Raw genomic sequence first — 25,197 nt, 5'->3', positions numbered from 1 at the left:
GCATATGGAAATCGGTATCGCCCACTATCTCACCGTTTCGGCCATCCTGTTCACGCTTGGCGTCTTCGGCATCTTTTTGAACCGCAAGAATGTCATCGTCATCCTGATGTCGATCGAATTGATCCTTCTTTCGGTCAATCTCAACTTCGTGGCGTTCTCCAGCCAGCTCGGCGACATGGTCGGGCAGGTCTTCGCCCTTTTCGTACTGACCGTCGCGGCTGCCGAAGCGGCCATCGGTCTGGCAATCCTCGTTGTTTTCTTCCGTAATCGCGGCTCCATCGCGGTGGAAGACGTCAATGTTATGAAAGGTTGACGGGCAAATGCTCTACTACGCGATCGTCTTCCTTCCGCTTCTGGGCTTCCTGATTGCCGGTCTTTTCGGCAATCAGATCGGAGCCAAGGCGAGCGAATACATCACTTCCGGCTTCATGGTCATCGTCGCGATCCTGTCCTGGGTCGTGTTCTTCCGGATTCCGCTAGGGCCTGACGCGGAAACCATCCGCATCCCGGTCCTCCATTGGGTGACGTCGGGCGCGCTGACCTTCGACTGGGCGCTGCGCGTCGATACGCTCACCGGCGTCATGCTGGTCGTGGTGAACTCGGTGTCGGCCCTCGTGCATATCTATTCGATTGGATATATGCACCACGATCCGCACCGTCCGCGCTTCTTCGCCTATCTGTCGCTGTTCACCTTCGCCATGCTGATGCTGGTCACATCGGACAATCTGGTCCAGATGTTCTTCGGCTGGGAAGGCGTGGGTCTGGCTTCGTATCTCCTGATCGGTTTCTGGTTCCAGAAGCCTTCGGCCAATGCCGCCGCCATGAAGGCCTTCGTCGTCAACCGCGTCGGCGACTTCGGCTTCCTGCTCGGCATCTTTGGCGTGTTCGCGCTGTTCCAGTCGGTCGACTACAACACGATCTTCGCCGCTGCCGCCCATTATCTGCCGGCTGAAGGCGCTGCCGATGCCAATCAGGTCGTTTTGAATTTCCTGGGCTATCAGCTCGACAAGCAGGGCGCGATCACCATCACCTGCCTGCTGCTCTTCATGGGCGCGATGGGCAAGTCGGCGCAGTTCCTGCTGCACACCTGGCTTCCCGACGCGATGGAAGGCCCGACGCCTGTTTCGGCCCTCATTCACGCCGCCACCATGGTGACCGCGGGCGTGTTCATGGTGGCCCGCATGTCGCCGATCTTCGAACTGTCGCAGACCGCTCTTCTGGTCGTGACCATCATCGGCGCGACAACCGCCTTCTTCGCGGCAACCGTCGCCCTCGTGCAGAACGACATCAAGCGCGTCATCGCCTATTCGACTTGTTCGCAGCTTGGCTATATGTTCGCGGCACTCGGTGTCGGCGCTTACGGCGCCGCCGTGTTCCACCTGTTCACGCATGCCTTCTTCAAGGCGCTTCTGTTCCTTTGCGCCGGTTCGGTCATCCATGCCGTTTCGGAAGAGCAGGACATGCGCCGCATGGGCGGCCTGCGCAAGCTGATCCCCGTCACCTACTGGATGATGGTCATCGGCACGGTTGCGATCACCGGCCTCGGCATTCCGGGCACCGTCATCGGCACTGCGGGCTTCTTCTCCAAGGATGCGATCATCGAATCCGTCTTCGCTTCGCACAGTGCTGCCAGCGGCTACGCTTCGACGCTGCTCATCGTCGCCGCGCTCTTCACGAGCTTCTATTCCTGGCGCCTGATCTTCATGACCTTCTTCGGCAAGCCGCGCGCTTCGACGGAAGTCATGCACCATGTCCATGAATCCCCGCCCGTCATGCTCGTGCCGCTTCTGATCCTCGGGATCGGCGCCATTCTTGCAGGCGTTGTGTTCAAGGATCTGTTCTTCGGCCACGACTATGTCGAGTTCTGGAAAGGGTCGCTGTTCACGGCAAACACCAACCAGATCCTTGAGGAATACCACCATGTTCCTCTGTGGGTTAAGCTGTCGCCCTTCATTGCGATGGTGCTCGGCTTCATCGTCGCCTGGATTTTCTATATCCGTTCGCCGGAAATGCCGAAGGCGCTGGCGGCCCGTCACCGTGGCCTGTACCAGTTCCTGCTCAACAAGTGGTATTTCGACGAACTGTACGACTTCCTCTTCGTGCGTCCGGCCCGCTGGCTTGGCCGCCTGTTCTGGAAGGGTGGCGACGGCTGGCTTATTGACGGCTTCGGCCCGGATGGCATCTCGGCCCGCGTGCTCGATGTCACCAACCGCGTCGTCAAGATGCAGTCCGGATATCTTTATCACTACGCATTCGCGATGCTGATCGGCGTCGCCGCGCTCGTCACTTGGATGATGCTCGGGAGCTCTTTCTGATGACCGACTGGCCAATTCTCTCAACGGTCACGTTTCTGCCGCTCGTCGGCGCGTTACTGATCCTTCTGATCAAGGATGACAGCGAGGCTTCGCGTCGCAATATCCGCAACGTCGCGCTTCTGACGACGATATTCGTCTTCATCCTGTCGCTCGTCGTCTGGGCAGGGTTCGACAATTCGAACCCCGGCTTCCAGATGGTCGAGCAGGTCGACTGGATGGGCGGCGGCATCAGCTACCACATGGGCGTGGACGGTATTTCCGTCCTGTTCGTGGTGCTGTCGGCTTTCCTCATGCCCTTCTGCATTCTGGCAAGCTGGGTGTCGGTGGAAAAGCGCGTCAAGGAATATATGATCGCGTTCCTCATTCTGGAAACGCTGATGATCGGCGTGTTCTGCGCGCTCGACCTGTTCCTGTTCTACGTGTTCTTCGAGGCAAGCCTGATCCCGATGTTCATCATCATCGGCGTGTGGGGCGGCAAGCGCCGCGTCTATGCGAGCCTGAAGTTCTTCCTCTATACGCTTCTGGGTTCGGTGCTGATGCTCATCGCCATCATGGCCATGTACTGGCAGGCCGGCACGATGAATATCGTCGAACTGCTGAAGCATGACTTCCCGGCGGGGATGCAGACATGGCTATGGCTTGCCTTCTTCGCATCCTTCGCGGTGAAGATGCCGATGTGGCCGGTCCATACCTGGTTGCCGGATGCGCACGTGGAAGCACCGACGGCGGGCTCGGTCATTCTGGCCGGTATCCTGCTCAAGCTCGGCGGCTACGGTTTCCTCCGCTTCTCGCTGCCGATGTTCCCGCTGGCTTCGGCTGATTTCGCGCCGTTCATCTTCGCATTGTCGGTGATCGCGATCATCTACACCTCGCTCGTCGCGATGGTGCAGGAAGACATGAAGAAGCTGATCGCCTATTCGTCGGTTGCCCACATGGCCTATGTGACCATGGGTATCTTCGCAGCCAATGAGCAGGGCATCCAGGGCGCGATCTTCCAGATGCTGTCGCACGGCATCGTGTCGGGCGCGCTCTTCCTCTGCGTCGGCGTGATCTATGACCGCATGCATACCCGTGAGATCGCGGCGTTTGGCGGTCTGGTGAACAACATGCCGAAATATGCGGTGGCCTTCCTCATCTTCACGATGGCGAATGTCGGCCTGCCGGGTACTTCGGGCTTCATCGGTGAATTCCTGACGCTGTTCGGCGTGTTCCGGGTCAATACCTGGGTGGCGCTGTTTGCAACCACGGGCGTCATTCTTTCGGCGGCCTATGCGCTCTGGCTCTACCGTCAGGTGATCTTCGGCGCGCTGACCAAGGAAAGCCTGAAGGCGCTCCTTGACCTCAGCCCGCGTGAGAAGCTCATTCTCTATCCGCTTGTGGCGCTCACCATCTTCTTCGGTGTGTATCCGACCCCGGTCTTCAACGTGACCGCCGGTGCCGTGAACGCCCTGGTCCAACATTACGACGCAGCACTCGCGGGCACCGCGAGTGCCGTGCCGGCACAGTAAGAAATAAAGGCGTAGGTCATGCAGACTGATCTCATAGCTCATCTGACCCTGGCAGCACCGGAGGTTCTCCTTGCTGTGGGCGCCTTGGCACTGCTCATGATTGGCGTGTTCTCCGGCCAACGGGCGACCACGCTCGTCAACGGATTATCCGTCGCGGTGCTTATTGCGGCGCTGGCACTGGTGGTCCTTTTCCCGACGAACGGCACCGCATTCGGCGGCGCCATCGTCACGGACGGTTTCAGCCGCTTCATGAAGGTGCTGACGCTGATCGGCTCCATCGTGACATTGGTGATGTCGGTCGGCTTCGCCAAGGCGGAAAAATTCGACAAGTTCGAATTCCCGGTCCTGATCGTGATTTCCACGCTCGGCATGCTGCTGATGGTTTCGGCATCCAACATGCTGTCGCTCTATCTCGGCCTCGAACTGCAATCGCTGGCGCTTTATGTTCTGGCGGCGTTCAACCGCGACAGCGTCCGCTCGACGGAAGCCGGCCTGAAATATTTCGTTCTTGGCTCGCTGTCCTCGGGCATGCTGCTCTACGGCATTTCGCTCGTCTATGGTTACACCGGCCATATCGGCTTTGCCGAAATCGCACAGGCCGTTTCGGGCGGCCAGCGTGAACTCGGCCTGGTCTTCGGTCTGGTATTCATTCTGGCCGGCCTGGCATTCAAGATTTCCGCCGTTCCGTTCCATATGTGGACGCCGGACGTCTATGAAGGCGCGCCGACCCCGGTAACGGCCTTCTTTGCCGCCGCGCCGAAGATGGCCGCCATGGCGCTCATCATCCGCGTCGTCTCGGAAGCCTTTGCGCCCGTCACCCATGACTGGCAGCAGGTCGTGATCTTCATCGCGCTTGCCTCGATGGTCCTCGGTGCCTTTGCCGCCATCGGCCAGCGCAACATCAAGCGCCTGATGGCCTATTCCTCGATCAGCCACATGGGCTATGCGCTCGTTGGTCTGGCCGCCGGAACGGTGATCGGCGTGAAGGGCGTGATGATCTATATGGCGATCTACCTTGCCATGACGCTCGGCACCTTTGCCTTCATCCTGGCCATGCGCACCAAGGACGGCAATGTCGAGAACATCGAGGATCTGGCCGGTCTGTCCCGCACCAATCCGGTGCTGGCAACGATCATGACCATCTTCCTGTTCTCGCTCGCAGGCATTCCGCCGCTCGCAGGCTTCTTCGGCAAGTGGTATACCTTCCTTGCCGCCGTGGAAGTGGGCCTCTATCCGCTTGCCATCATCGGCATCGTGGCTTCGGTCGTAGGCGCGTTCTACTATCTGCGCATGATCAAGATCATGTGGTTCGATGAGCCGACGGGCGGTTTCGTTCCGGTCGCGGGCGAGCTTCGCCTCGTGCTTGGTGTGACGGGTGCCTTCGTGCTCTTCTACGTCTTCCTTGCCGGTCCGATTGGCGGACTTGCAGAAGCCGCGGCCAAGACGTTCTTTTAATCAAAGCTATAGGCGGAAGCCGGGATGAGTTTTGCGCTTTCGCCTGTGGCGGCACATGAAGGCTACCGTCTGGAAAGTTTCGAGACGGTAGGCTCCACCAATGCGGTCGCCCTGGAAAGGGCAGCCGCGGGTGATCCGGGCAAGCTCTGGCTTGTCACCAAGAAGCAGGAAAGCGGCCGCGGAAGACGGGGCCGCGCCTGGTCCACGCCGGAAGGCAATCTGGCCTCCACGCTTCTTCTGGTCGAATCCTATGAAATGAAGACGGCGGCGACGCTCGGTTTCGTCGCGGGCCTGTCGCTATCCGATGCGCTCGATGCCGTATTCGCCGCAACCGGGCCTGCCGTGCCGCCGACAATCGGCCTCAAATGGCCGAATGACATTCTGGTCAATGGCGCCAAACTGACCGGCATCCTGCTGGAATCCTCCATTCTGGCGAAGAACCTTTTCGCCGTTGCCATCGGCATCGGGACCAATGTGGTCGCCTTTCCGGATGATCTGCCTTATCCGGCAACGTCATTGCAGGCGCTCGGCAGCAAATGCGATGCCGAAACGCTGTTCGCGGCGCTGTCGGATGCATGGTCGGTCAATTATCGCGTCTGGAATGAAGGGCGCGGCCTCGATGATATTCGCAAGCGCTGGCTGACACGCGCCCATGGCCTTGGCCAGCACGTCACCATGCAGGTTGAAGGCCGCCTTGTCGAAGGCCGTTTTGAGACGATCGATGAGGCGTGCCGTTTTGTCATCCGCGAAGATGACGGCTCGCGGGTTGCGGTAACGGCTGGCGATGTCTATTTCGGAACGGCTGCTACAATACGCAAATAATTGCCTTGTCGCATCTTGCCGGGGTTGCAACGGGCCAAATTTAGGTCCAGTTGATGCCGCAGGAATGCGCCCTAGTTACAGAGGAAATTTCATGGCCCGATCCAACACGACGGAACTCGTCTTTCTGCCGCTCGGCGGCGTCGGCGAAATCGGCATGAATCTGGCCATGTACGGCTTCGGTCCTGCGGATAACCGTGAGTGGCTGGTCGTGGATATGGGCGTGAGCTTTGCCGGGCCGGAACAGCCGGGCGCCGATCTTATCCTGCCGGATATCCGCTATCTCGAAGCTGAAAAGCACAATCTGCGCGGCATCGTCATCACGCACGCGCATGAAGACCATTTCGGCGCGCTGCTCGACCTGTGGCCGCGCCTCAAGGTTCCGGTCTATGCGACGCCATTCACTGCCGGTCTGCTGGAAGCCAAGCGGCAGTCGGAAGACGGCGCGCCTGAAATTCCGATCACCATCTACAAGGCGGGCGATGCATTCGAAGTCGGCCCCTTCAAGGTCGAGGCGGTCGCGGTCACGCACTCCATCCCGGAACCCGTGTCGCTTGCCATCACGACCCCGCTCGGCACGGTCGTGCATACGGGCGACTGGAAGATGGACCCGGAACCGTCGCTCGGGCCCGTTATCGATGAGGCGCGTTTTCGCGCTCTCGGTGATGCGGGCGTGCTGGCGCTGATCTGCGATTCCACCAATGCGCTGCGCGAGGGGGAATCTCCGTCGGAGCGTCAGGTGGGCGAGAGCCTGCGCGACCTGATCGAAAATGCGCGCGGACGTGTTGCCATCACCACTTTCTCTTCCAATGTCGGGCGTATCCGGTCGATCACGGAAGCCGCGCGCGATGCGGGCCGTCAGGTGCTGGTGGTCGGGCGCTCGATGAAGCGCGCCATCTCCGTTGCGACCGAGCTTGGCTATATGGAAGGCCTGCCGGAATATTTGAGCGAAGAGGATTACGGCTATATTCCGCGTGAAAACGTGGTGATGATCCTGACCGGCAGTCAGGGCGAGCCGCGCGCGGCGCTGGCCAAGCTGGCGCGGGATGAAATGCGCAGCCTCGCGCTGACCGCGGGCGATACGGTCATCTATTCATCGCGCGCCATTCCGGGCAATGAGAAGGCCATTCTCGACATCAAGAACCGCCTGATCGATCGCGGCATCAAGATCATCGGCGATGATGATGCATTGGTCCATGTGTCGGGCCATCCACGGCGCAGCGAATTGCGCCGCATGTATTCCTGGGTGCGCCCGCAAATTCTGGTGCCGGTGCATGGCGAGGCCGCCCATCTGGTGGCGCAAGGCTCGCTTGGCGCGATGGAAGGCATCGGTCAGATCGCGCAGGTACGCGACGGCGACATGCTGCGTCTGGCGCCTGGAAAGGCCGAGATCATCGATGAAGCGCCGGTGGGCCGCATCTACAAGGACGGCAAGCTGATCGGCGACGAGGAAGAAATCGGCATGGTCGAGCGCCGCAAGCTTGCCTATGTCGGCCATGTCGCGGTTTCGGTTCTGCTCGACCGCGAACACAAGATCATCGACGAGCCCGACCTTGTGACATTCGGCGTGCCGGAAGAAAACGCCGTGGGCGACCTGATGGAAGACATCCTGCTGGATGCGGCGATCGAAGCCATCGACAGCATTCCGCGCGTTCGCCGCAAGGATATCGAACTCGTTCGGGAATCCGTTCGCCGTGCCGTCCGTGCTGCGGCAAATGAGGCATGGGGCAAAAAGCCGGTAGTGACGGTGTTCGTCAATAGGGTACGGTAACCGGACAAACATGAATACCGGCATGGGAGGTGCTGATGCTTGAACGCTTGAACCACGTGGCGATTGCCGTTCCGGATATTGATGCCGCCGCAGCGCTTTATCGCGGCAAGCTCGGTGCGAAAGTGACCGAGCCGCAGGCGCTGCCCGAACATGGCGTGACCGTGGTTTTCATCGATGTCGGCAACACCAAGATCGAACTGCTGGAACCTTTGGGCGAGGGGTCGCCGATTGCGGCCTTTCTGGAAAAGAACCCCTCCGGCGGTATGCATCATCTGTGCTACGAGGTCACGGACATCATCGCCGCGCGCGACCGCCTCAAGGCGGAAGGCGCGCGCATTCTGGGCGACGGCGAACCGAAGACCGGCGCGCATGGCAAGCCGGTTCTGTTCCTGCACCCCAAGGATTTCAATGGTACGCTGATCGAACTCGAAGAGGTGTAATCATGTCTCTGGTGTCGGGAATCGCGATCTATTTCATCATCTGGTGGACGACGCTGTTCGCTCTCCTGCCGGTCGGCCTGCGCACGCAGGCGGAAGAAAACGAAGTGACCCTGGGCACGGTTGCCAGCGCGCCTGCGAAACCGCGCATCGGCCGGGCCTTTCTGCGGACCACCATTGTCGCAACGCTCATCTTCGCGCTCTATTATTATGTCACGCAGATCAGCGGTTTCGGCCTGGATGACATTCCGCATTTCTTCCCCGATCTGACCTGATTTTTCGGGAAGCGCATTGCGCAAACCATGAGGCGGTTTTGGGCTGCGATGCGCATTTTGACGATACGATCCGGCTTGCATCGAAGGGCTGCCTAAAAATTAGGCAGCTCTTCTTTTGTATAAAGAAAAGTGGATGCACGACCAAAAGTTGCATCGGATATTGAGCGCGACGGCGTAACCTGTTGAATTTCCGACATGCCATGGTCCGGCCTTGTCGGCGCGGCGGGCGGCTTTCCCATATCTGATAATTTCAAATTAAATTATTCTATATTTAAGAGAAGTTTAATACTTGACCTTCCGAAAAAGGTCGATATAAATCCTACAAAATCAATGTGTTATTGAAGGCCGTAAAACAGCGCGATTGCGGAAAGCATGAGCGGCGCGGCACGTGCAAAAAAAAAGCAAGGCTTTCGCCTTGCTAATCAAATACGCGTTCGACCCGTTTCCATTTGACTGGCGGCTGCGAAAGTCGCGCCTGGATCCATCCTCCCAAGACTTTGACCGCGTGAAACCAACGGTTTTATTCCGTTGTTGCTCTTATGATGAAAAAAATAGCGAACTGCACAGCTTTTGTCACGAAAAATCTTCTGCGGCGTCATATTTCTTTCGCAAATTTTCCTCCAAGAGTGTGATATATCTGTAATATATTGAAATTGAATGTGAATCTGGAGGGCATATTTCGCGCTGCCGGTTCTTTCGGCCAGTGATCATGGCTGTGGATGGGGAAATCCGCTATCGCGAAAGCGTTTTCAGGCGGGTTTCCAACCGGTGCATAACCCGGTAAGAAACCGGCAGATATGCTTAATTTTTGCCTGATTCTTGAAGCACTCAGGCAGTCCCTCTTGATTGGTGGTTACGATGCGTCTGTCGCGGTATTTTTTGCCTATTCTGAAGGAAAACCCCAAGGAGGCGGAAATCGTCTCCCACAGGCTGATGCTGCGTTCGGGCATGATCCGTCAACAGTCGGCCGGCATCTATGCCTGGCTGCCGATCGGCCTGAAGGTTCTCAACAAGGTCTGCGCCATCATTCGTGAAGAGCAGAACCGCGCCGGCGCCAATGAAATCCTGATGCCGACCATCCAGTCGGCAGAGCTCTGGCGCGAGAGCGGCCGCTACGACGCCTATGGCAAGGAAATGCTGCGCATTCAGGACCGTCAGGAGCGTGAAATGCTCTTCGGCCCGACCAATGAGGAAATGGTGACGGATATTTTCCGCTCCTATGTGCGCTCCTACAAGGATTTGCCGCTCAATCTCTATCACATCCAGTGGAAGTTCCGCGACGAAGTGCGCCCGCGTTTCGGCGTCATGCGCTCGCGCGAATTCCTGATGAAGGACGCCTATTCGTTCGACCTCGACTATGAGGGCGCGAAAATGGCTTACTACCGCATGTTCGTGTCTTATCTGCGCACCTTCGCCCGCGTTGGCCTGCAGGCGATCCCGATGCGCGCCGATACCGGCCCGATTGGCGGCGATCTTTCCCACGAATTCATCATTCTGGCGGAAACCGGCGAAAGCCAGGTTTTCTGCGACAAGGCCTATCTTGATCTGGCCGTGCCGGGCGCGGATACCGATTTCCGCAACGATGCGCAGCTGACCGATATCGTCACGCGCTGGACGACGCCTTATGCGGCGACCGACGAAATGCATGACGAGGCCGACTGGGCCAAGGTGAAGCCTGAAAACCAGGTTTCGGCGCGCGGCATCGAAGTCGGCCACATCTTCCATTTCGGCACGAAATATTCCGAACCGATGGGCGCGAAAGTGCAGGGGCCAGACGGCAAGGAACATCTGGTTTCCATGGGGTCCTACGGCATCGGCCCGTCGCGCCTGGTCGCCGCTGCCATTGAAGCCTTCCACGACGATGCAGGCATCATCTGGCCGAAGGCCATCGCGCCGTTCGGTGCGGGTATCGTCAACATGAAGCCGGGCGACGAAGGCTGCGACGCTGTCAGTGAAAAGCTCTATGAGGCGCTGACCAATGCAGGCGTCGATCCGCTGCTTGACGACACGGATGACCGTCCGGGCGCGAAATTCGCCACGATGGACCTGATCGGCCTGCCGACGCAGGTGATCGTCGGCCCGCGCGGCGTTGCCGCCGGTGAAGTCGAAATCAAGGATCGCAAGACCGGCGAACGCCGGAATCTGAGCGTTGAAGCCGCAATCAACCTGTTGACGGCTGAAGCATGAGCAACGCGGCGGCAGCAAAATCCGGGAACCAGGCAAAGGCCGCGCAAAAAGCGCCGAAGTCCGGTCCATTTTCGGCTTATGAGCGGATGATCGCATGGCGATATCTGCGCGCGCGCCGCCGCGAGACTTTCATCTCGGTCATTGCCGGTTTTTCGTTCACCGGCATCATGCTGGGCGTGGCGACGCTCATCATCGTCATGGCGGTGATGAACGGTTTCCGGGCGGAACTCCTGACGCGCATTCTCGGCATTAACGGCCATCTCATCATGCAGCCGATCGACCGTCCGCTGGATGATTATGCCGATCTCATCAAGCGGATCGACGGCATTTCCGGCATCAAGTTCGCCATTCCCGTGGTGGAAGGGCAGGCGCTTGTCCAGGGCAATATCGGCGCTGGCACGGGCGCATTGGTGCGTGGTTTGCGGGAAGAGGACCTCGACAAGCTCAAGCTCGTTTCCGGCAATATCCGCCAGGGCACGCTGAAAGGTTTCGACCAGAGCGGCGGTGTCGCCATCGGCACCCGCATGGCGGAAAATCTGGGCCTTTCCATCGGCGATACGCTTCGGGTGATTTCGCCGGATGGCGATGTGACGCCGTTCGGCGTCAATCCGCGCGTGAAGGCCTATCCCGTTGTGGCGATCTTCGAGATCGGCATGTCGGAATATGACTCGTCGATTGTCATGATGCCGCTTTCCGAGGCGCAGCTTTTCTTCAATCAGGAAGGCAAGGTGCAATCGCTTGAAATCTTTGTCGATAATCCCGACAAGGTCGATGCGATGCGCGCGCCGGTGGAAGAGGCGGCGGGGCGCCAGCTTTCGCTTGTCGACTGGCGCCAGCGCAACCAGACTTTCTTCTCCGCGCTGGAAGTCGAGCGCAATGTCATGTTCATGATCCTGACGCTGATCGTGCTGGTGGCGGCGCTCAACATCATTTCCGGCCTCATCATGCTGGTGAAGGACAAGGGGCACGATATTGCGATCCTGCGCACCATGGGGGCGACCCGTGGCGCGGTGATGCGCATATTCCTGATGACGGGCGCCGCCATCGGCGTCACCGGCACGGTGGCGGGCGTCATTCTGGGTGTTGTCGTCTGCCTCAATGTCGAGCGGCTGCGCGAATTCTTCTCGTGGCTTTCGGGCACGACGCTGTTCAACCCGGAACTTTATTTCCTGAGCCAGCTTCCGGCCAAGATGGACCCCGGCGAGACGATTTCCGTCATCGTCATGGCTCTGGTGCTTTCATTCATTGCCACCATTTTTCCGGCCTGGCGCGCTGCCAAGCTCGATCCGGTCGAAGCATTGAGGTACGAATAATGGCGGCTGAAATCATCATGCGGCTGGAGCGTGTCGGCCGCGCCTATAAGGAAGCCGACCGCGAACTGGTCATTCTGAAGGACGCCGATTTCACGCTTCGCCGCGGCGAAATGGTGGCGCTCGTGGCGCCATCGGGCGCGGGCAAGTCGACATTGCTGCACACGGCGGGCCTGCTTGAGCGTCCCGACCATGGAGATGTCATCCTCGACGGCCGCTCTTGCAGCAAGCTTTCCGACGATCAGCGCACGGCGGTCCGCCGCAACGATGTCGGTTTCGTCTACCAGTTCCATCACCTCCTGCCGGAATTTTCCGCGCTGGAAAATGTGATGATGCCGCAGATGATCCGCGGGCTGTCGAAGAAGGCGGCGGCGGAGCGCGCGCAGCAGCTTCTGGAATATATGAAGATCGGCAAGCGGGCTTCGCACCGCCCGTCGGAACTTTCCGGCGGCGAACAGCAGCGTGTCGCGATTGCCCGCGCTGTCGCCAATGCGCCGCTTGTTCTTCTGGCGGACGAACCGACCGGCAATCTCGACCCGACGACATCGTCCTATGTGTTTGGCGCTCTGGAAGCTCTCGTGCGTCAGTCCGGGTTGGCCGCGCTGATCGCGACCCATAATCATGAGCTTGCCCGCCGCATGGACCGGCGCGTGACGCTGAAGGACGGCAAGGTCGTCGATCTTTAAGTTTCCATGATCACGGTAGCACCTCATCCTGAGGAGCCGCCGCAGGCGGCGTCTCGAAGGGCGGGGCCCCTGCCTGAACAGGCTCTCGTTCAAAGCCTCGCCGCATCCCCAACGCCTCTTTCGCTTTGTTCTTCCGTGGCTCATGCCTGCGGTTGTATATTCACTATTCGTAAACCCTAAAATGAACGTCGCGGCAAAACGGGTGTTGACTTTGGAACAAAAATAGAACAAAAAATAAACATACGTGAACACAGAGGAGTTTCCAACATGACCGATCTTGTCTACGACATTTTGTCCTTCATCTCGATCAGCCTGTTCATCGCAACCTTTGCCATCTGGGTAAGCGCGATCTGAAGGAAATAGAGCATGTCTCCCAAAAGCGGGGAAACCGGTTTGGGACACCAGGACATGTGACAAAGAGATAGGGCATTTCCAACAATTCCGGAAAACTGGAAATGCTTTTGCTGGTTCCTGTGAACCTGCCGCGAGGCGGCGATGGTCCTGCTGGACATCGCTGCCCCTTTCCCCGAAACTGACAGACAGAGTCGCCAGCCGCGATGGGCCATGGGTATGGTCCATCTTGCAAGCACTATGCTATCAGGCGGCAGCTGCATTGGCGCGAGGATCGGAAACGCTCTTCGCAAGGCTGGATGCATGGATTTGGAGCGCCGGATATATGTCTATCCAGGCGGCTCGGCAGTTGATCGGGGTCGATGGAATGAGTGATACAGCAGCAGGCAATGCAGCAAATGACGGTGCTTCGACGCCAGGTTTTGTGCATCTGCGGGTACACTCGGCCTATTCCTTGCTGGAAGGCGCCTTGCCGCTCGGCAAGATCATCAAACAGGCGATTGCCGACGAGGCGCCGGCTATCGCAGTCACCGACACCAACAATCTGTTCGGTGCGCTTGAATTTGCGCAGAAGGCATCGAAAGACGGGTTGCAGCCCATTATCGGCTGTCAGGTCGATGTTGCCTTCGGCGATCACAGCGATAATGGCCGCAGCGCCAATCGCCGGGTTGCGCTGGACCTAGCGCCGATCGTGCTGCTGGCCGCGACGGAAGAGGGCTATGCGAATATTGTGCGGCTTGTCAGCCGCGCATTTCTGGACACGCCCGCAGGCGATCCGGTGCATGTGGAGGCCAGCTGGCTGCCGCCCCTGGCCAAAGACGTCATCGTGCTGTCCGGCGGCGCCTTGGGTCCGATCGGGCGCGCTTTTTCCGCCGACCGCCCCGACAGGGCCGAAGCGCGGCTCGCATTCCTGCGTGAGGCTTTTGGCGACCGGCTCTATGTCGAATTGCAGCGTCAGGCAGGCTACGACCGCGCGCTGGAAGCAAGGACGGTCGCGCTTGCCTATGCGATGGATCTGCCGCTGGTGGCAACCAACGAGGCTTTCTTTCTCAAGGCGGAAGATTTTGAGGCCCATGATGCGCTTCTCGCCATCGCGGAAGGCCAGATTCTTTCAAACGATGATCGCCGCCGCCTGACGCCGGATCATCATCTGAAAAGCCGTGCGGAAATGGCGGCACTTTTTGCCGATCTGCCGGAAGCGCTTGAGAACACGGTCGAAATTGCCGGGCGCTGCAGCTGGTACACGCAGACCCGCAAGCCGATCCTGCCGCGCTTTACCGGCGAGTCCGACGATCCGGAGGCAGCCGTTCAGGCCGAGGCCGACGAGCTGGCGCGCCAGGCGCGCGAAGGCCTGAAGATGCGGCTGGAGACTGCGGGGCTGGCGGAAGGCTATACGCAGGAACAATATGCCGAACGGCTCGAATATGAGATCGGCATCATCACCCGCATGAAATTTCCGGGTTACTTCCTGATCGTTGCGGACTTTATCAAATGGGCCAAGGCGCACGGCATTCCGGTCGGGCCGGGCCGTGGGTCGGGCGCCGGTTCGCTCGTCGCCTATGCGCTGACCATCACCGATGTCGATCCGCTGCGCTTCTCGCTGCTTTTCGAACGCTTCCTCAACCCGGATCGCGTCTCGATGCCCGACTTCGATATCGACTTCTGCCAGGATCGCCGCGAAGAGGTGATCCGCTATGTGCAGGAAAAATATGGTCGCGATCAGGTCGCCCAGATCATCACTTTCGGAACCTTGCAGGCGCGCGCCGTGCTGCGCGATGTGGGCCGTGTTCTGGAAATGCCTTACGGGCAGGTGGACCGTCTGTGCAAGCTGGTGCCGCAGAACCCGGCCAATCCGGTGTCGCTGGCGCAGGCCATCGACACCGAACCGAAGATCAATGAGGAGCGCGAGAAGGAGCCGGTCGTCGGCCGCCTTCTCGACATGGCGTTGAAGCTGGAAGGGCTTTACCGCCATGCCTCGACCCACGCCGCCGGCATCGTGATCGGTGATCGTCCGCTGTCGGAACTGGTGCCCATGTATCGCGATCCGCGTTCCGACATGCCGGTCACCCAGTTCAACATGAAATGGGTCGAGCAGGCGGGGCTGGTCAAGTTCGACTTTCTGGGCCTCAAGACGCTGACCGTTCTTCAAACGGCGGTCAAGCTGGTGGCGCGCAAGGGCATCGAGATCGACCTGTCTCATATACCGCTTGATGACCCGCTGACCTATGAGATGCTGTCGCGCGGCGAAACGGTCGGCGTGTTCCAGGTGGAAAGTGCTGGTATGCGTAAAGCGCTGCTCGGCATGCGTCCCGACCGGATCGAGGATATCATCGCGCTTGTGGCGCTTTATCGTCCCGGTCCGATGGAAAATATCCCGACCTATAATGCGCGCAAGAATGGTGAGGAGGAGATTGCCTCCATCCACCCGAAGATCGATCACCTCGTCAAGGAAACGCAGGGCGTTATCGTCTATCAGGAACAGGTGATGCAGATCGCGCAGGTGCTTTCCGGCTATTCGCTGGGTGAAGCTGACCTTCTGCGCCGCGCCATGGGCAAGAAGATCCGCGAGGAAATGGACAAGCAGCGCGTCCGTTTCGTGGATGGCGCGATCGAGGGCGGTGTCGACAAGGCACAGGCCAACATGATCTTCGACCTGCTGGCCAAGTTCGCCGACTACGGCTTCAACAAGTCGCACGCCGCCGCCTATGCCATCGTCTCCTACCAGACGGCCTATATGAAGGCGCATTATCCGGTCGAGTTCCTGGCCGCGTCGATGACCTACGATATGTCGAACACCGACAAGCTCAACGATTTCCGCCGCGAGGCCAATCGTCTGGGCATCGAGGTCGTGCCGCCTTCGGTGATGACGTCGTTCCGCCCGTTCGAAGTCGGCGAGAAGCAGATTTTCTATTCGCTCGCCGCCATCAAGGGCGTGGGCGAGGCGGCAGTCGATCATATTGTCGCGGTGCGCGCCGGGAAACCTTTTGAAAGCCTTGAGGATTTCTGCGAGCGCGTCGATCCGCGCATCGTCAACCGGCGGGTTCTGGAAAGCCTCATCAATGCCGGCGCGATGGATTGCTTCGGTCGCGAACGCCCTGCCATGAGCGCGGGCATGGATCGCATCATGGGCTTTTCCCAGCGCACGCAGGAAAATGCCGCAAGCGGCCAGTCCGATATTTTCGGCCTGTCCGGCGCGCCGAAGGAAAAGCTGATCCTGCCGCAAGCCGCTCCGTGGCTGCCGTCGGAAATGCTGCACCGGGAATTTCAGGCGGTGGGCTTCTACCTGTCGGCCCATCCGCTCGATGAGTATAATGACGTGCTGAACCGCATGCGTGTTCAAAGCTGGGCGGATTTTTCGGCAGCCGTGAAACGCGGCGCCAATGCCGGCCGTCTGGCCGGAACCGTGACGGCGCGTCAGGAACGCAAGACGCGCACCGGCAACAAGATGGGCATTGTGCAATTGTCGGACGCCAGCGGCCAGTTCGAGGCGGTCCTGTTTTCCGAAGGGCTGGCGCAATATCGCGATCTTCTGGAAAGCGGCAAGTCGGTCGTCATCACGGTTCAGGCGGAAAACCGCCCGGAAGGGATCGGCCTGCGCATCCAGACCGTGCAGTCGCTTGAGGACGAGGCCTGCCGCATGCAAAAGGCGATGCGGCTTTATCTGCGTTCAGCCGAGGCCGTCCGGCACATCGCGCCGCATTTCAACACGCGCGGCGACGGGCAGGTGAGCCTCATCGTCATCAAGGATAACGGTCAGCGGGAAGTCGAGATCGAACTGCCGCATCGCTATCGTGTCAGTCCGCAGATTGCCAGCGCCATGAAATCCATTCAGGGCGTCGTGGACGTGGAGCTGGTTTGAGATAAACAAGGCAAAACAGGGGCGTGCCCGTTCCGCGGCCTTTTTGCGCCAAAAACCGATGGTGATGCGTGTATTTCACCATCGATTTTGTGTCGAGCGCCTGTCAAAAATAGGGCGTTTTTGTGATTGGCATCAATAGGCGGCTGTAAAACGCTTGCGGATATGCTGGCCTTTTTCAGCCTCGTCCAGAATGGCGACGGCCAGATCGGCAACCGAAATCTTGCTTTCGCCCTTGTCGTCGAACACGGGTTCGTCGCCGCCGAGGCGATATTTGCCGGTGCGCTCGCCCGGCTGAAGGATGATCGCGGGCGATACGAACGTCCATTCCAGTTCATTTTCCCCGCGCAAATCTTCGAGCGCCTGACGGGCGCCGAGCGCGCCTTGCTTCCATTCGGCGGGGAATTCCGGCGAGTCGACCAATTGCTTTCCATCGATCGAAAGGCTGCCGGCGCCGCCAACTGCAATGAGGCGCTTGATGCCTGCCTTCCTGGTCGCTTCCGTGATGGAACGGCTGCCATTGATGTGGTTTTCGCGGATATTCTGGTCAGTCCAGCCCGGATTATAGGCCGAAATCACGATGTCGTGGCCTGCAAGTTGTCCTGCCAGCGCATCGGTGTCGAACACGTCAGCCTTCTCTGCGGTCACATGGGGGAGCTTCTCGACTTTCTCCGGATGGCGAACAAGTGCCGTGACCCCATGGCCGCGCGCGGAAGCTTCCTTGAGGATTGCGGCACCGACGAAGCCGGTTGCGCCAATCAGTGCGATCTTGGTCATGGCATTCTCCTTTTTGACCTTCTCGTATCGAGCGAATGAAGGTATGTTTCATAATCAGGTTATTTCTGATAACCACATAGGTCATGCCGTTGTGCTTGTGAAGAACGCACTTTTACATGGTCAGGATACATGGAAGTAACCGCCCCAAAGGCAAGTTCCGGGGATGATGCGTGTTGAAGCCGGATTTGCAGGCCATATATAAGGATTTGATATATATGACTTTTCTGTTTGAATCGTTTTTTGCCAGCGCCGCCAATGGGAGGACGATCCGTTTTCGGGCCGGTTTTCCGGGAGAATGAAAATGACCATGCCGACCCGTCCCGATGGCGAGACGCCTTTGCTCTCATCCACACCGGCTTTCGAAACGGATGGCGACGGCTCCTGTCCGATCCGCGATGTGCTGGACCGGGTGGGCGACACCTGGAGCATCCTTGTCATTTTCAATCTTCAGGGCGGTTCCATGCGCTTCAACGCATTGCGGCGCGCCATTGAAGGCATTTCGCAGCGCATGTTGACGGTCACATTGCGCTCGCTGGAGCGCGATGGCCTTGTTTCCCGGCATGTCCGCCCGACATCGCCGCCGGAAGTGGAATATGCGCTGACCGAACTTGGACATTCGCTGGCTGTTCCCATCGACGTGCTGGGTCAATGGGCCGTCAAACACCGCGCCCTGCTTCGCGACGCGCGATCACGTTTTGATGCAAATGCCGATTAGGCCGGAACCGGCCACTTTCGGTTGCGTTCATCCTGTCATAACAGGAGATGTCCAATGCCCGCCAGATCACAGGCCCAACAGAAAGCAGCCGGTGCCGCGCTTGCGGCCAAACGCGGTGAAATCAAGAAAAGCGAACTCTTCGGCGCGTCGAAGGAAATGTATGAATCGATGACCGAGAAGGAACTGGAGGAGTTTGCCGAAACCAAGCGCAAAGGCTTGCCGGAACACGTGGACGACAAGAAGAAGCACTGAAAGAATGCCGGACCGCGGTGTTTCATTGATCGCGGTCCGGTCAAGCCTCTCGGGCGACCGAGCCTTTGCAAGTGCGCCAAGCGGCAGCTTTGCAGGACTTTGTCGCCAGATTTGCGGATGCCTATTTGCCCGCCTTGCCTGACGCCAGCTCGATTGCCTTCAATTTGCCGCCGGTAATGCCGCAGCGCAGCGTGATGCTGTCCCATGTCGCTGAAGCGCCCTTTTTGCGCGCTTCGCCGGGAACCGAAATCACCGCCGAAACCTTGCGTGGATCGCCGGTGCTGAATTTGCCGGATTTATCATTGGTTTCAGCCGAGGAGATGTCATCTTGGGTGAAGCCGAGACGATCATATTTTTTGCTTTTCTTGACGTAGTCATAAGCGCTGGCGATGCAATCGGCGACTTGCGGGGAAGCCTGCCGATCCTTCACCAGAATCTGGTAATTGGCGGTAAAATCCTTGGTTCTTTTCGGAACGGTGTCCGCCTGTGCGGCGCTGGCAAAGCCGAGTGCGAGTAAAGTGGAAATTATGAGTTTGGTCGATTTCATGCCCCAAATCCTTCTGGAAATCCGTCGCCCGGCGAGGGTGGCGGAACTGAATCGATAATGGAATGGAGATTAAAGATGCAATTCTGATTTTTTTATGAATTTCCAACGCTTGCGAGGATAATCTACTGGCAGATGCGCGCAAGGCAGCTTTTGCCGTGGCAGCCCTGGTCGAGATGCATGTTGGTGCGATGCGCGGCATCGCCGTCCGGGCCGATCACCGTCATGAAGAGCTTGCAGCTGGCGCTGTGCACGGCGCGCCAGAAAGCCTTTTCCTTATTCGGGCCGTTCCAGCCGCTTGCCAGTTCCGTCCTCGTGCCATCGGAAAACTTGAACGACATGATGTCGAGCGCATTGGCGAAAGCGTGTTCGGAAACCCGCCCTGTGGAAGCGCCGTTGACCTTCCGGCACTGGTAATCCGAGCCGGTGCCGATTTCAGCGATTTTTATATCCGGCCCGTAAACATCCCTGGCCGCCTTGGTGACTTCGGTGCTCCATTGCGCCAGTGTCACGGCCATGGCGCAATTTGTCGTTACGGCATTGGCGAATTTCAGCGGCTCGTCCTTGCCGATGGCCGTCAGCGACAGGGGGGAGTGGACACCGCATTGCGCGTCATCCTTGATGGGCGGCAAAAGCTTGCCCGCGACATCGCCGGAGATGAGCGCCGGGCAGGAAACCTGATAGATGCGTGCGTCCTTTTCCGACGGTTTGGGCGCTTCTGCCGGGGCCGGAGCGGGTTCTTCCGGCTTTTGCGTGGGAAGCGGTGGGGTCTCCGGTTCTGTGGGCCTGGTGACGGCATCCGCCTGACGCGGGGCAGGTGTGGGAACGGGAACCGGTTTTGGCTCGTCTTTTGTCGTTGGTCTTTTCGTGGGCTTTTCCGGCTGTTTTGCTGCCTCTTGCCTTGCTGGTGGCTTTTTGTGGCTGCGTTTGACGGCCGGGCGTTTGCGGTGCTGCTTTGCCTTTTGTGCGTCCTGCTTCAAAATGCGTTCGATGAAAGTCTGCGCCTGCGCCTCATCGCAGCCGATGCCGGAAAAACAGGCTGTCGCAACAAGACCCAGTGCAAGAAGGGCGGCGAATGCGCCCTTGCCGGGCAGGCGGAAAGACAAAGCCATGGACGCCTCATGAATGACGGTTCGCCTAGCACTACAGTTGCAAATTCGTCAGGCCGTGGCGAAAAGAGTGATTTTCGAGTACCGGAGCGCAGCGTACTTAAAGGTACGTGAGCACCGGAACGCAGACAAATTGCTCTTTGCAGCCCGGCATCACGAAGAATGCAACTGTAGTGTTAGGCTAATGACGAAATGGGCAATGACGTTCCTTCACGCTTGATGGCAGGCCGTAGCAAATGGTAGGAAATACGCCGCGAATGCCGGTTTTTCAGGCTTTTTCAACTGTGCGCGCTTGACAAGACAATGGCTGCATGACTAAAAGCCGCCCATCGCTGGCGCTTGTCGTGCCGGCGTTTCATTTGACGTGTCCCGTGGATGATTGCGCTCGCGCGCTTCATCCTGTCAGTCCTCGCAAACGGAGGGCAGAGGAGGGCGCGTTTCCTCCAGCGCCTGCGGGCGCTATAACATTTTGAAGGAAATGCGATGAGCAAGCGCGAATCCGCTAAGTACAAGATCGATCGCCGTCTTGGCGAAAACATCTGGGGCCGCCCGAAGTCCCCGGTAAACCGTCGTGAATATGGCCCGGGCCAGCACGGCCAGCGCCGCAAGGGCAAGCTGTCGGATTTCGGCGTGCAGCTGCGCGCAAAGCAGAAGCTCAAGGGCTTCTACGGCGATATCTCCGAAAAGCAGTTCCGCAAGACCTATGAAGAAGCCGCTCGCCGCAAGGGCGACACCGGTGAAAACCTGATCGGCCTGCTGGAATCGCGTCTCGACGCTGTTGTATACCGCGCCAAGTTCGTTCCGACGATCTTCGCTGCCCGCCAGTTCATCAACCACGGCCACGTGAATGTGAACGGTCGCCGCGTCAACATCCAGTCCTACCGCCTCAAGGCCGGTGACGTTGTTGAAGTTCGCGAAAAGTCGAAGCAGCTGGTCATCGTTCTCGAAGCTGTTCAGCTCGCAGAACGCGATATTCCGGACTACATCGAAGTCGACCACAACAAGATGGTTGCGACCTACTCCCGCGTTCCGACCCTGACGGATGTGCCTTACGCCGTCCAGATGGAACCGAACCTCGTCGTCGAATTCTATTCGCGTTAATCTTGGGTGCGTTTCGGCGCGCTCCATATGTCGAAATCAAAAGGCCGCGCTGTTCATGCAGCGCGGCCTTTTCCGTTTATCCCGGAAGGTTGGCGATGGGGCCGGGGGCCCCAAGCGTATCATCGATCTGCCGATCTTCATGATAGGTCGCACAAGCGGAAAGTGGCGTGCTGAACACCAGCACAATGACGGACAGAAACAATCTGCGGCGGATGACCCGCCTGGAATTTACGGTATCAGGCATTCCAATTTAACCCTTGAGTGGACGAGTGCAGTCGTAATGGAAAAAGCGATGCCGGGCACTTGCGCTTTTTTGCCTGCAAAGAATTCCAGTTTGCCGGTTTTCCCCGCGCCCGCTTTTGGGTATGAAGCCTGCACGATCCTCAATTTTTCGGGAAGCACCATGACCGCTTTCGATCCAGATATCGCCGAAGATACAGGCGGCGACGGCTGCCATCCGCTGTTTCGCGATGTGCCTGCCACGGTGGAATTCAACAAGCTGCGCAAGCGCCTCCTGCGGCTGACGCGGCAGGCCATCGACGATTTCTCGATGGTCAAGCCCGGCGAGCGCTGGATGGTGTGTCTTTCAGGCGGCAAGGATTCCTACGGTCTGCTGGCGCTGCTGCTCGATCTCAAATGGCGCGGTCTGCTGCCGGTGGAGCTGCTGGCGGTCAATCTGGACCAGGGACAGCCGAATTTTCCCAAGCACATATTGCCGGACTTCCTGAAACGGTATGAAATCGAACACCGGATCGAATATCAGGACACCTATTCGATTGTCACCGACAAGCTGCCCGAGACCAGCACCTATTGCTCGCTCTGCTCGCGCCTGCGCCGGGGCAACCTCTATCGCATCGCACGGGAAGAGGGCTGTTCGGCGATCGTTCTTGGCCATCACCGGGAAGATATTCTCGAAACCTTTTTCATGAACCTGTTCCATGGCGGACGGCTGGCCGCGATGCCGCCAAAGCTTTTGAACGACGAAGGCGACCTGATGGTGTTTCGCCCGCTGGCCTATGCGGCGGAAGACGATCTGGAAAAATTCGCGGCTGCGATGCAGTTTCCGATCATCCCGTGCGATCTGTGCGGCAGTCAGGAAGGGTTGCAGCGCAATGCGATGAAGGCCATGCTGACCGATATCGAAAAGCGTATGCCGGGCCGCAAGGACACGATGATCCGCGCCATGACGAATGTGCGCCCGAGCCATCTTCTGGATCGCAAGCTGTTCGACTTTGCCGGGTTGATGCCCCGCGATGCGCGAGAGGGCGACCATGCGGTTTGATGAGGGACAGCTTGGCTGGCTGGCGGATCTGCTGGCCGATGCGGCGAAACAGGAAATCATGCCCCGCTTCCGCCGCCTGGGCGAAGGCGATATTCGGGAGAAGACATCGCCCGCCGATCTGGTGACGGAAGCCGATGTGAAGGCGGAGCGGCTCATAACCGCTCGCCTGAAGGAGCGCTTTCCCGACGCCGTGATCGTGGGCGAGGAAGCATGTTCCGACGATCCCGCTCTGCTTGGCGGTCTTGACGATGCCGAGCTTGCCTTCACGATCGATCCGGTTGACGGCACTTTCAACTTTGCCGCCGGTGTTCCGCTTTTTGGCGTGATGCTTGCGGTTGTCTCGAAAGGCGAAACCCTTGCCGGCATCATTCATGATCCTGTCGGCAAGGACTGGATCATGGCCGTGAAGGGCGGCGGAAGCTATGTTCGCCACGCCAATGGCGATGTGAGCAAGGTCAGCGTCGCTGCGCCTGCTTCGATCGAGCGGATGACGGGGTCTGTCTCCTGGCAATATACGCCTGAACCGATGCGCTCGCGTCTGGCGCGCAATCATGCCAAGTTTCTGTCGCAGATCGGCTATCGCTGCGCCGCACATGAATATCGCATCATCGCCACCGGCGGGGCGCATTTTGCGGTCTATAACAAGCTAATGCCCTGGGACCATCTTCCGGGCGCATTGATCCATCAGGAAGCGGGCGGCTATCTGGCGCGCTGGGATGGAAGCGCATATCTGCCGTCCCACACCGGCGGCGGTCTTCTGGTGGCGCCGAGCAGGGAGAGCTGGCACGCCATTCAGGCCGCACTTTGGGAAGAATAGCAGGCGGGGCCTCCATCTCGTGTTTTTGGAAGTCGCGCATTCATTGGCGGAGCGGGTTGGAAGCGCGAACTGCCAACCCTTTTCGCTTACATAAAGCGTCTAACCCGCACGATAGCTTGCCGGCCCGTGCGGGTTTTCCTTATCGTCACAGGACGTGTTCCGTGGGCGGGTTTTGCACCCTGAACAGCCGGCCGCGTTCGGCAATCAGCACGCAGCCAAGGGCGACAAATCCGAGCACGCAATAGCCCGTTGCAACCGGCGTCGTGGTGCCGTCGAAGGCCTGGCCGATGATCGCACCCAATGCCGCGCCGATCACGGTCTGGGCAAAACCCAGAACGGAGGAGGCCGTCCCGGCCACTTCGCCGAGCGGCTCCATGGCCAGCGCGTTGAAATTGGCCGTCACGAGGCTGAACGAGAACATGATGGTCATGTAGATACCCATCAGGACCGGGAAGGGAACCGGGCCTTCCAGCGTCGCCGACAGGACCATCCACAACAGGCTGAAGCTGGTGAAGACCAGCAGCATCGTCTGCGAAATCCGCCGCATGCCGTAGCGGCCGACCAGGCGCGAGTTGAGGAAGGAGGCCAGCGCCAGCGTCATGGCAACGGCCGCGAAAGCCAGGGGAAACAGGGCGCCAAGCTTGTAGATATCGACGAAAATCTGCTGCGCGGAGTTGATATAGCCGAACAGCGCGCCGAGGATGAACGATGTGCCGAGCATGTAGAACAGCGCGACGCGGTTCGACAGCACGATCCCGAAACCGCCGATCACGCTCTTGACCGTCAGCGGGCGCCGGCTGGATGCGGGCAGGGTTTCCGGCAGGCGAAGAAAGGCCCAAATGCCGACGACGACCGCCATGACCGCCATCGACAGGAAAATCAGGTGCCATTCGCCGAAAAGCATGATGATCTGGCCGGTTGCGGGCGCAACGACGGGCAGGATCATGAAAACCATCATCACAAGCGACATGACTTCCGCCATCTGGCGGCCGGCGAACTTGTCGCGCACGACCGAGACGGCGATGACGCGCGTGGCAGCCGCACCGAGCCCCTGGAACACGCGCAGGATGATGAGCGTCGTGAAATCGGTGACGATGGCTGATCCGAGGGCCGCCAGAATATAAATCACAAGCCCGGCGAACAGCGGCACCCTGCGGCCGAAGCGGTCGCTCAACGGTCCATAGAACAGTTGCGAAACACCGAAACCGAGCAGATAGGCGGTGATGACGAACTGGACGTGGTTTTCGGACTGAACGCCAAGGCTTGCACCGATCTGCGGCAGGCCGGGCAGCATGATGTCGACGGCGAGCGCATTGATGGCCATGATGGCTGCGATGAGCGCGATGAACTCGCCGCGTCCGCGTATGGAGGTTTTCTGGTCCGGCGAACCGTTCTTGATGTCGAGCGGCATGACTGGCATTCCCTGGCAAAGTGGCGCATCGCGTCGGAAGACACGGTGCGGGAGACAAAATTTAAAAAGCAGAAGCCGACAGCTGGAATTCTGTCGATGAAGCATTCAAAGCATTTCCAGCAAATATGCGAAGCGATTTTGCGTGGGATAATGCGATGAAAATACCTGGAACGGTTCCGGCGACCCCGTTTTCAATGGACCCGCTCCAGTAAAACGCAG

23 protein-coding genes are annotated in these 25,197 nt (G+C 58.9%); 17 read left to right on the top strand and 6 right to left on the bottom strand.

All coding sequences use genetic code 11. The annotated features are described in order from the left end of the window. The first annotated feature begins 4 nt into the window (after positions 1 to 4). From nuoK to AVM02_RS03795, 11 genes are all read left to right on the top strand, one after another. Positions 5 to 313, top strand: a complete 309-nt coding sequence (nuoK, locus tag AVM02_RS03845) for an NADH-quinone oxidoreductase subunit NuoK (RefSeq protein WP_006466598.1) — start codon at positions 5 to 7, stop codon at positions 311 to 313. A 7-nt stretch (positions 314 to 320) separates the two neighbouring features. Next, positions 321 to 2,315, top strand: a complete 1,995-nt coding sequence (nuoL, locus tag AVM02_RS03840) for an NADH-quinone oxidoreductase subunit L (protein ID WP_411505699.1) — start codon at positions 321 to 323, stop codon at positions 2,313 to 2,315. Continuing rightward, on the top strand, positions 2,315 to 3,823 hold the full coding sequence (locus AVM02_RS03835) for an NADH-quinone oxidoreductase subunit M (RefSeq protein WP_411505698.1): 1,509 nt from the start codon (positions 2,315 to 2,317) through the stop codon (positions 3,821 to 3,823). The genes nuoL and AVM02_RS03835 overlap by 1 nt, the downstream gene beginning before the upstream one ends. A gap of 18 nt (positions 3,824 to 3,841) precedes the next feature. After that, the gene (nuoN, locus tag AVM02_RS03830) at positions 3,842 to 5,278 is read left to right on the top strand and encodes an NADH-quinone oxidoreductase subunit NuoN (protein ID WP_411505697.1); all 1,437 of its coding nucleotides are present in this window, start codon (positions 3,842 to 3,844) and stop codon (positions 5,276 to 5,278) included. Positions 5,279 to 5,302: 24 nt separating this feature from the next. Then, positions 5,303 to 6,100, top strand: coding sequence for a biotin--[acetyl-CoA-carboxylase] ligase (locus AVM02_RS03825; RefSeq protein ID WP_411505696.1), 798 nt, complete (start codon positions 5,303 to 5,305; stop codon positions 6,098 to 6,100). Positions 6,101 to 6,191: 91 nt separating this feature from the next. After that, a complete protein-coding gene (locus tag AVM02_RS03820) occupies positions 6,192 to 7,868 on the top strand; it encodes a ribonuclease J (protein WP_411505695.1) in 1,677 nt (558 codons plus the stop codon). A 35-nt stretch (positions 7,869 to 7,903) separates the two neighbouring features. Continuing rightward, on the top strand, positions 7,904 to 8,308 hold the full coding sequence (mce, locus tag AVM02_RS03815) for a methylmalonyl-CoA epimerase (RefSeq protein ID WP_114215560.1): 405 nt from the start codon (positions 7,904 to 7,906) through the stop codon (positions 8,306 to 8,308). Between the two features lie 2 nt (positions 8,309 to 8,310). After that, complete coding sequence (locus AVM02_RS03810) at positions 8,311 to 8,580, top strand: DUF1467 family protein (RefSeq protein ID WP_411505694.1); 270 nt, start codon at positions 8,311 to 8,313, stop codon at positions 8,578 to 8,580. An 858-nt stretch (positions 8,581 to 9,438) separates the two neighbouring features. Beyond that, positions 9,439 to 10,767, top strand: a complete 1,329-nt coding sequence (gene proS, locus AVM02_RS03805) for a proline--tRNA ligase (RefSeq protein WP_411505693.1) — start codon at positions 9,439 to 9,441, stop codon at positions 10,765 to 10,767. After that, on the top strand, positions 10,764 to 12,080 hold the full coding sequence (locus tag AVM02_RS03800) for a lipoprotein-releasing ABC transporter permease subunit (protein WP_411505692.1): 1,317 nt from the start codon (positions 10,764 to 10,766) through the stop codon (positions 12,078 to 12,080). The genes proS and AVM02_RS03800 overlap by 4 nt, the downstream gene beginning before the upstream one ends. Continuing rightward, positions 12,080 to 12,763, top strand: a complete 684-nt coding sequence (locus AVM02_RS03795; protein ID WP_411505691.1) for an ABC transporter ATP-binding protein — start codon at positions 12,080 to 12,082, stop codon at positions 12,761 to 12,763. The genes AVM02_RS03800 and AVM02_RS03795 overlap by 1 nt, the downstream gene beginning before the upstream one ends. 281 nt (positions 12,764 to 13,044) lie before the next feature. On the opposite strand, the gene AVM02_RS03790 is transcribed toward AVM02_RS03795, so the two are convergent. Further along, positions 13,045 to 13,329, bottom strand: a complete 285-nt coding sequence (locus tag AVM02_RS03790) for a hypothetical protein (RefSeq protein ID WP_411505690.1) — start codon at positions 13,327 to 13,329, stop codon at positions 13,045 to 13,047. 152 nt (positions 13,330 to 13,481) lie between these two features. On the opposite strand from AVM02_RS03790, the gene dnaE reads away from it, so the two are divergent. Beyond that, the gene (gene dnaE / locus AVM02_RS03785; RefSeq protein WP_411505689.1) at positions 13,482 to 16,973 is read left to right on the top strand and encodes a DNA polymerase III subunit alpha; all 3,492 of its coding nucleotides are present in this window, start codon (positions 13,482 to 13,484) and stop codon (positions 16,971 to 16,973) included. A gap of 132 nt (positions 16,974 to 17,105) precedes the next feature. Here the strand turns inward: dnaE and AVM02_RS03780 are convergent, their stop codons facing one another. Further along, entirely contained in the window at positions 17,106 to 17,747 is a 642-nt protein-coding gene (locus tag AVM02_RS03780) for an NAD(P)-dependent oxidoreductase (protein ID WP_411505688.1), read from the bottom strand. Between the two features lie 301 nt (positions 17,748 to 18,048). Here AVM02_RS03780 and AVM02_RS03775 point away from each other — a divergent pair, with 301 nt between their 5' ends. After that, the gene (locus AVM02_RS03775) at positions 18,049 to 18,462 is read left to right on the top strand and encodes a winged helix-turn-helix transcriptional regulator (protein WP_411505687.1); all 414 of its coding nucleotides are present in this window, start codon (positions 18,049 to 18,051) and stop codon (positions 18,460 to 18,462) included. 54 nt (positions 18,463 to 18,516) lie between these two features. After that, positions 18,517 to 18,714, top strand: coding sequence for a DUF3008 family protein (locus AVM02_RS03770; RefSeq protein WP_411505686.1), 198 nt, complete (start codon positions 18,517 to 18,519; stop codon positions 18,712 to 18,714). A gap of 121 nt (positions 18,715 to 18,835) precedes the next feature. Here AVM02_RS03770 and bspC read toward each other — a convergent pair whose 3' ends face one another. Continuing rightward, complete coding sequence (gene bspC, locus AVM02_RS03765; protein ID WP_411505685.1) at positions 18,836 to 19,261, bottom strand: type IV secretion system effector BspC; 426 nt, start codon at positions 19,259 to 19,261, stop codon at positions 18,836 to 18,838. A gap of 122 nt (positions 19,262 to 19,383) precedes the next feature. Beyond that, entirely contained in the window at positions 19,384 to 20,370 is a 987-nt protein-coding gene (locus AVM02_RS03760; RefSeq protein WP_411505684.1) for an extensin family protein, read from the bottom strand. Positions 20,371 to 20,850: 480 nt separating this feature from the next. Between AVM02_RS03760 and rpsD the strand changes: the two genes are divergently transcribed. After that, a complete protein-coding gene (gene rpsD, locus AVM02_RS03755) occupies positions 20,851 to 21,468 on the top strand; it encodes a 30S ribosomal protein S4 (RefSeq protein WP_411505683.1) in 618 nt (205 codons plus the stop codon). Positions 21,469 to 21,544: 76 nt separating this feature from the next. Here rpsD and AVM02_RS03750 read toward each other — a convergent pair whose 3' ends face one another. Further along, complete coding sequence (locus AVM02_RS03750; protein WP_411505682.1) at positions 21,545 to 21,712, bottom strand: hypothetical protein; 168 nt, start codon at positions 21,710 to 21,712, stop codon at positions 21,545 to 21,547. 159 nt (positions 21,713 to 21,871) lie between these two features. Here AVM02_RS03750 and ttcA point away from each other — a divergent pair, with 159 nt between their 5' ends. Together ttcA and AVM02_RS03740 are read left to right on the top strand one after the other, a co-directional pair. Beyond that, positions 21,872 to 22,750: a tRNA 2-thiocytidine(32) synthetase TtcA gene (gene ttcA, locus AVM02_RS03745; RefSeq protein ID WP_411505681.1), complete on the top strand. Its 879-nt coding sequence runs from the start codon at positions 21,872 to 21,874 to the stop codon at positions 22,748 to 22,750. Continuing rightward, on the top strand, positions 22,740 to 23,567 hold the full coding sequence (locus tag AVM02_RS03740; protein WP_411505680.1) for an inositol monophosphatase family protein: 828 nt from the start codon (positions 22,740 to 22,742) through the stop codon (positions 23,565 to 23,567). The genes ttcA and AVM02_RS03740 overlap by 11 nt, the downstream gene beginning before the upstream one ends. A gap of 145 nt (positions 23,568 to 23,712) precedes the next feature. On the opposite strand, the gene AVM02_RS03735 is transcribed toward AVM02_RS03740, so the two are convergent. Further along, positions 23,713 to 24,978, bottom strand: a complete 1,266-nt coding sequence (locus AVM02_RS03735; RefSeq protein WP_411505679.1) for a multidrug effflux MFS transporter — start codon at positions 24,976 to 24,978, stop codon at positions 23,713 to 23,715. Positions 24,979 to 25,197 lie beyond the last annotated feature (219 nt).

The organism is Brucella anthropi, from assembly GCF_046630315.1.
In the GTDB taxonomy this organism is placed as follows: domain Bacteria; phylum Pseudomonadota; class Alphaproteobacteria; order Rhizobiales; family Rhizobiaceae; genus Brucella; species Brucella anthropi_A.
The sequence above is the reverse complement of the archived record's forward strand: the minus strand, read 5'-3'. Positions and strand labels throughout refer to the sequence as shown.

Excerpts from the sequence above, each read along its gene's own strand:
- nuoK (WP_006466598.1), top strand. The coding sequence starts at position 5 with ATGGAAATCGGTATCGCCCACTATCTCACCGTTTCGGCCATCCTGTTC.
- nuoL (WP_411505699.1), top strand. The coding sequence starts at position 321 with ATGCTCTACTACGCGATCGTCTTCCTTCCGCTTCTGGGCTTCCTGATT.
- AVM02_RS03835 (WP_411505698.1), top strand. The coding sequence starts at position 2,315 with ATGACCGACTGGCCAATTCTCTCAACGGTCACGTTTCTGCCGCTCGTC.
- nuoN (WP_411505697.1), top strand. The coding sequence starts at position 3,842 with ATGCAGACTGATCTCATAGCTCATCTGACCCTGGCAGCACCGGAGGTT.
- AVM02_RS03825 (WP_411505696.1), top strand. The coding sequence starts at position 5,303 with ATGAGTTTTGCGCTTTCGCCTGTGGCGGCACATGAAGGCTACCGTCTG.
- AVM02_RS03820 (WP_411505695.1), top strand. The coding sequence starts at position 6,192 with ATGGCCCGATCCAACACGACGGAACTCGTCTTTCTGCCGCTCGGCGGC.
- mce (WP_114215560.1), top strand. The coding sequence starts at position 7,904 with ATGCTTGAACGCTTGAACCACGTGGCGATTGCCGTTCCGGATATTGAT.
- AVM02_RS03810 (WP_411505694.1), top strand. The coding sequence starts at position 8,311 with ATGTCTCTGGTGTCGGGAATCGCGATCTATTTCATCATCTGGTGGACG.
- proS (WP_411505693.1), top strand. The coding sequence starts at position 9,439 with ATGCGTCTGTCGCGGTATTTTTTGCCTATTCTGAAGGAAAACCCCAAG.
- AVM02_RS03800 (WP_411505692.1), top strand. The coding sequence starts at position 10,764 with ATGAGCAACGCGGCGGCAGCAAAATCCGGGAACCAGGCAAAGGCCGCG.
- AVM02_RS03795 (WP_411505691.1), top strand. The coding sequence starts at position 12,080 with ATGGCGGCTGAAATCATCATGCGGCTGGAGCGTGTCGGCCGCGCCTAT.
- AVM02_RS03790 (WP_411505690.1), bottom strand. The coding sequence starts at position 13,329 with ATGGCCCATCGCGGCTGGCGACTCTGTCTGTCAGTTTCGGGGAAAGGG.
- dnaE (WP_411505689.1), top strand. The coding sequence starts at position 13,482 with ATGAGTGATACAGCAGCAGGCAATGCAGCAAATGACGGTGCTTCGACG.
- AVM02_RS03780 (WP_411505688.1), bottom strand. The coding sequence starts at position 17,747 with ATGACCAAGATCGCACTGATTGGCGCAACCGGCTTCGTCGGTGCCGCA.
- AVM02_RS03775 (WP_411505687.1), top strand. The coding sequence starts at position 18,049 with ATGACCATGCCGACCCGTCCCGATGGCGAGACGCCTTTGCTCTCATCC.
- AVM02_RS03770 (WP_411505686.1), top strand. The coding sequence starts at position 18,517 with ATGCCCGCCAGATCACAGGCCCAACAGAAAGCAGCCGGTGCCGCGCTT.
- bspC (WP_411505685.1), bottom strand. The coding sequence starts at position 19,261 with ATGAAATCGACCAAACTCATAATTTCCACTTTACTCGCACTCGGCTTT.
- AVM02_RS03760 (WP_411505684.1), bottom strand. The coding sequence starts at position 20,370 with ATGGCTTTGTCTTTCCGCCTGCCCGGCAAGGGCGCATTCGCCGCCCTT.
- rpsD (WP_411505683.1), top strand. The coding sequence starts at position 20,851 with ATGAGCAAGCGCGAATCCGCTAAGTACAAGATCGATCGCCGTCTTGGC.
- AVM02_RS03750 (WP_411505682.1), bottom strand. The coding sequence starts at position 21,712 with ATGCCTGATACCGTAAATTCCAGGCGGGTCATCCGCCGCAGATTGTTT.
- ttcA (WP_411505681.1), top strand. The coding sequence starts at position 21,872 with ATGACCGCTTTCGATCCAGATATCGCCGAAGATACAGGCGGCGACGGC.
- AVM02_RS03740 (WP_411505680.1), top strand. The coding sequence starts at position 22,740 with ATGCGGTTTGATGAGGGACAGCTTGGCTGGCTGGCGGATCTGCTGGCC.
- AVM02_RS03735 (WP_411505679.1), bottom strand. The coding sequence starts at position 24,978 with ATGCCGCTCGACATCAAGAACGGTTCGCCGGACCAGAAAACCTCCATA.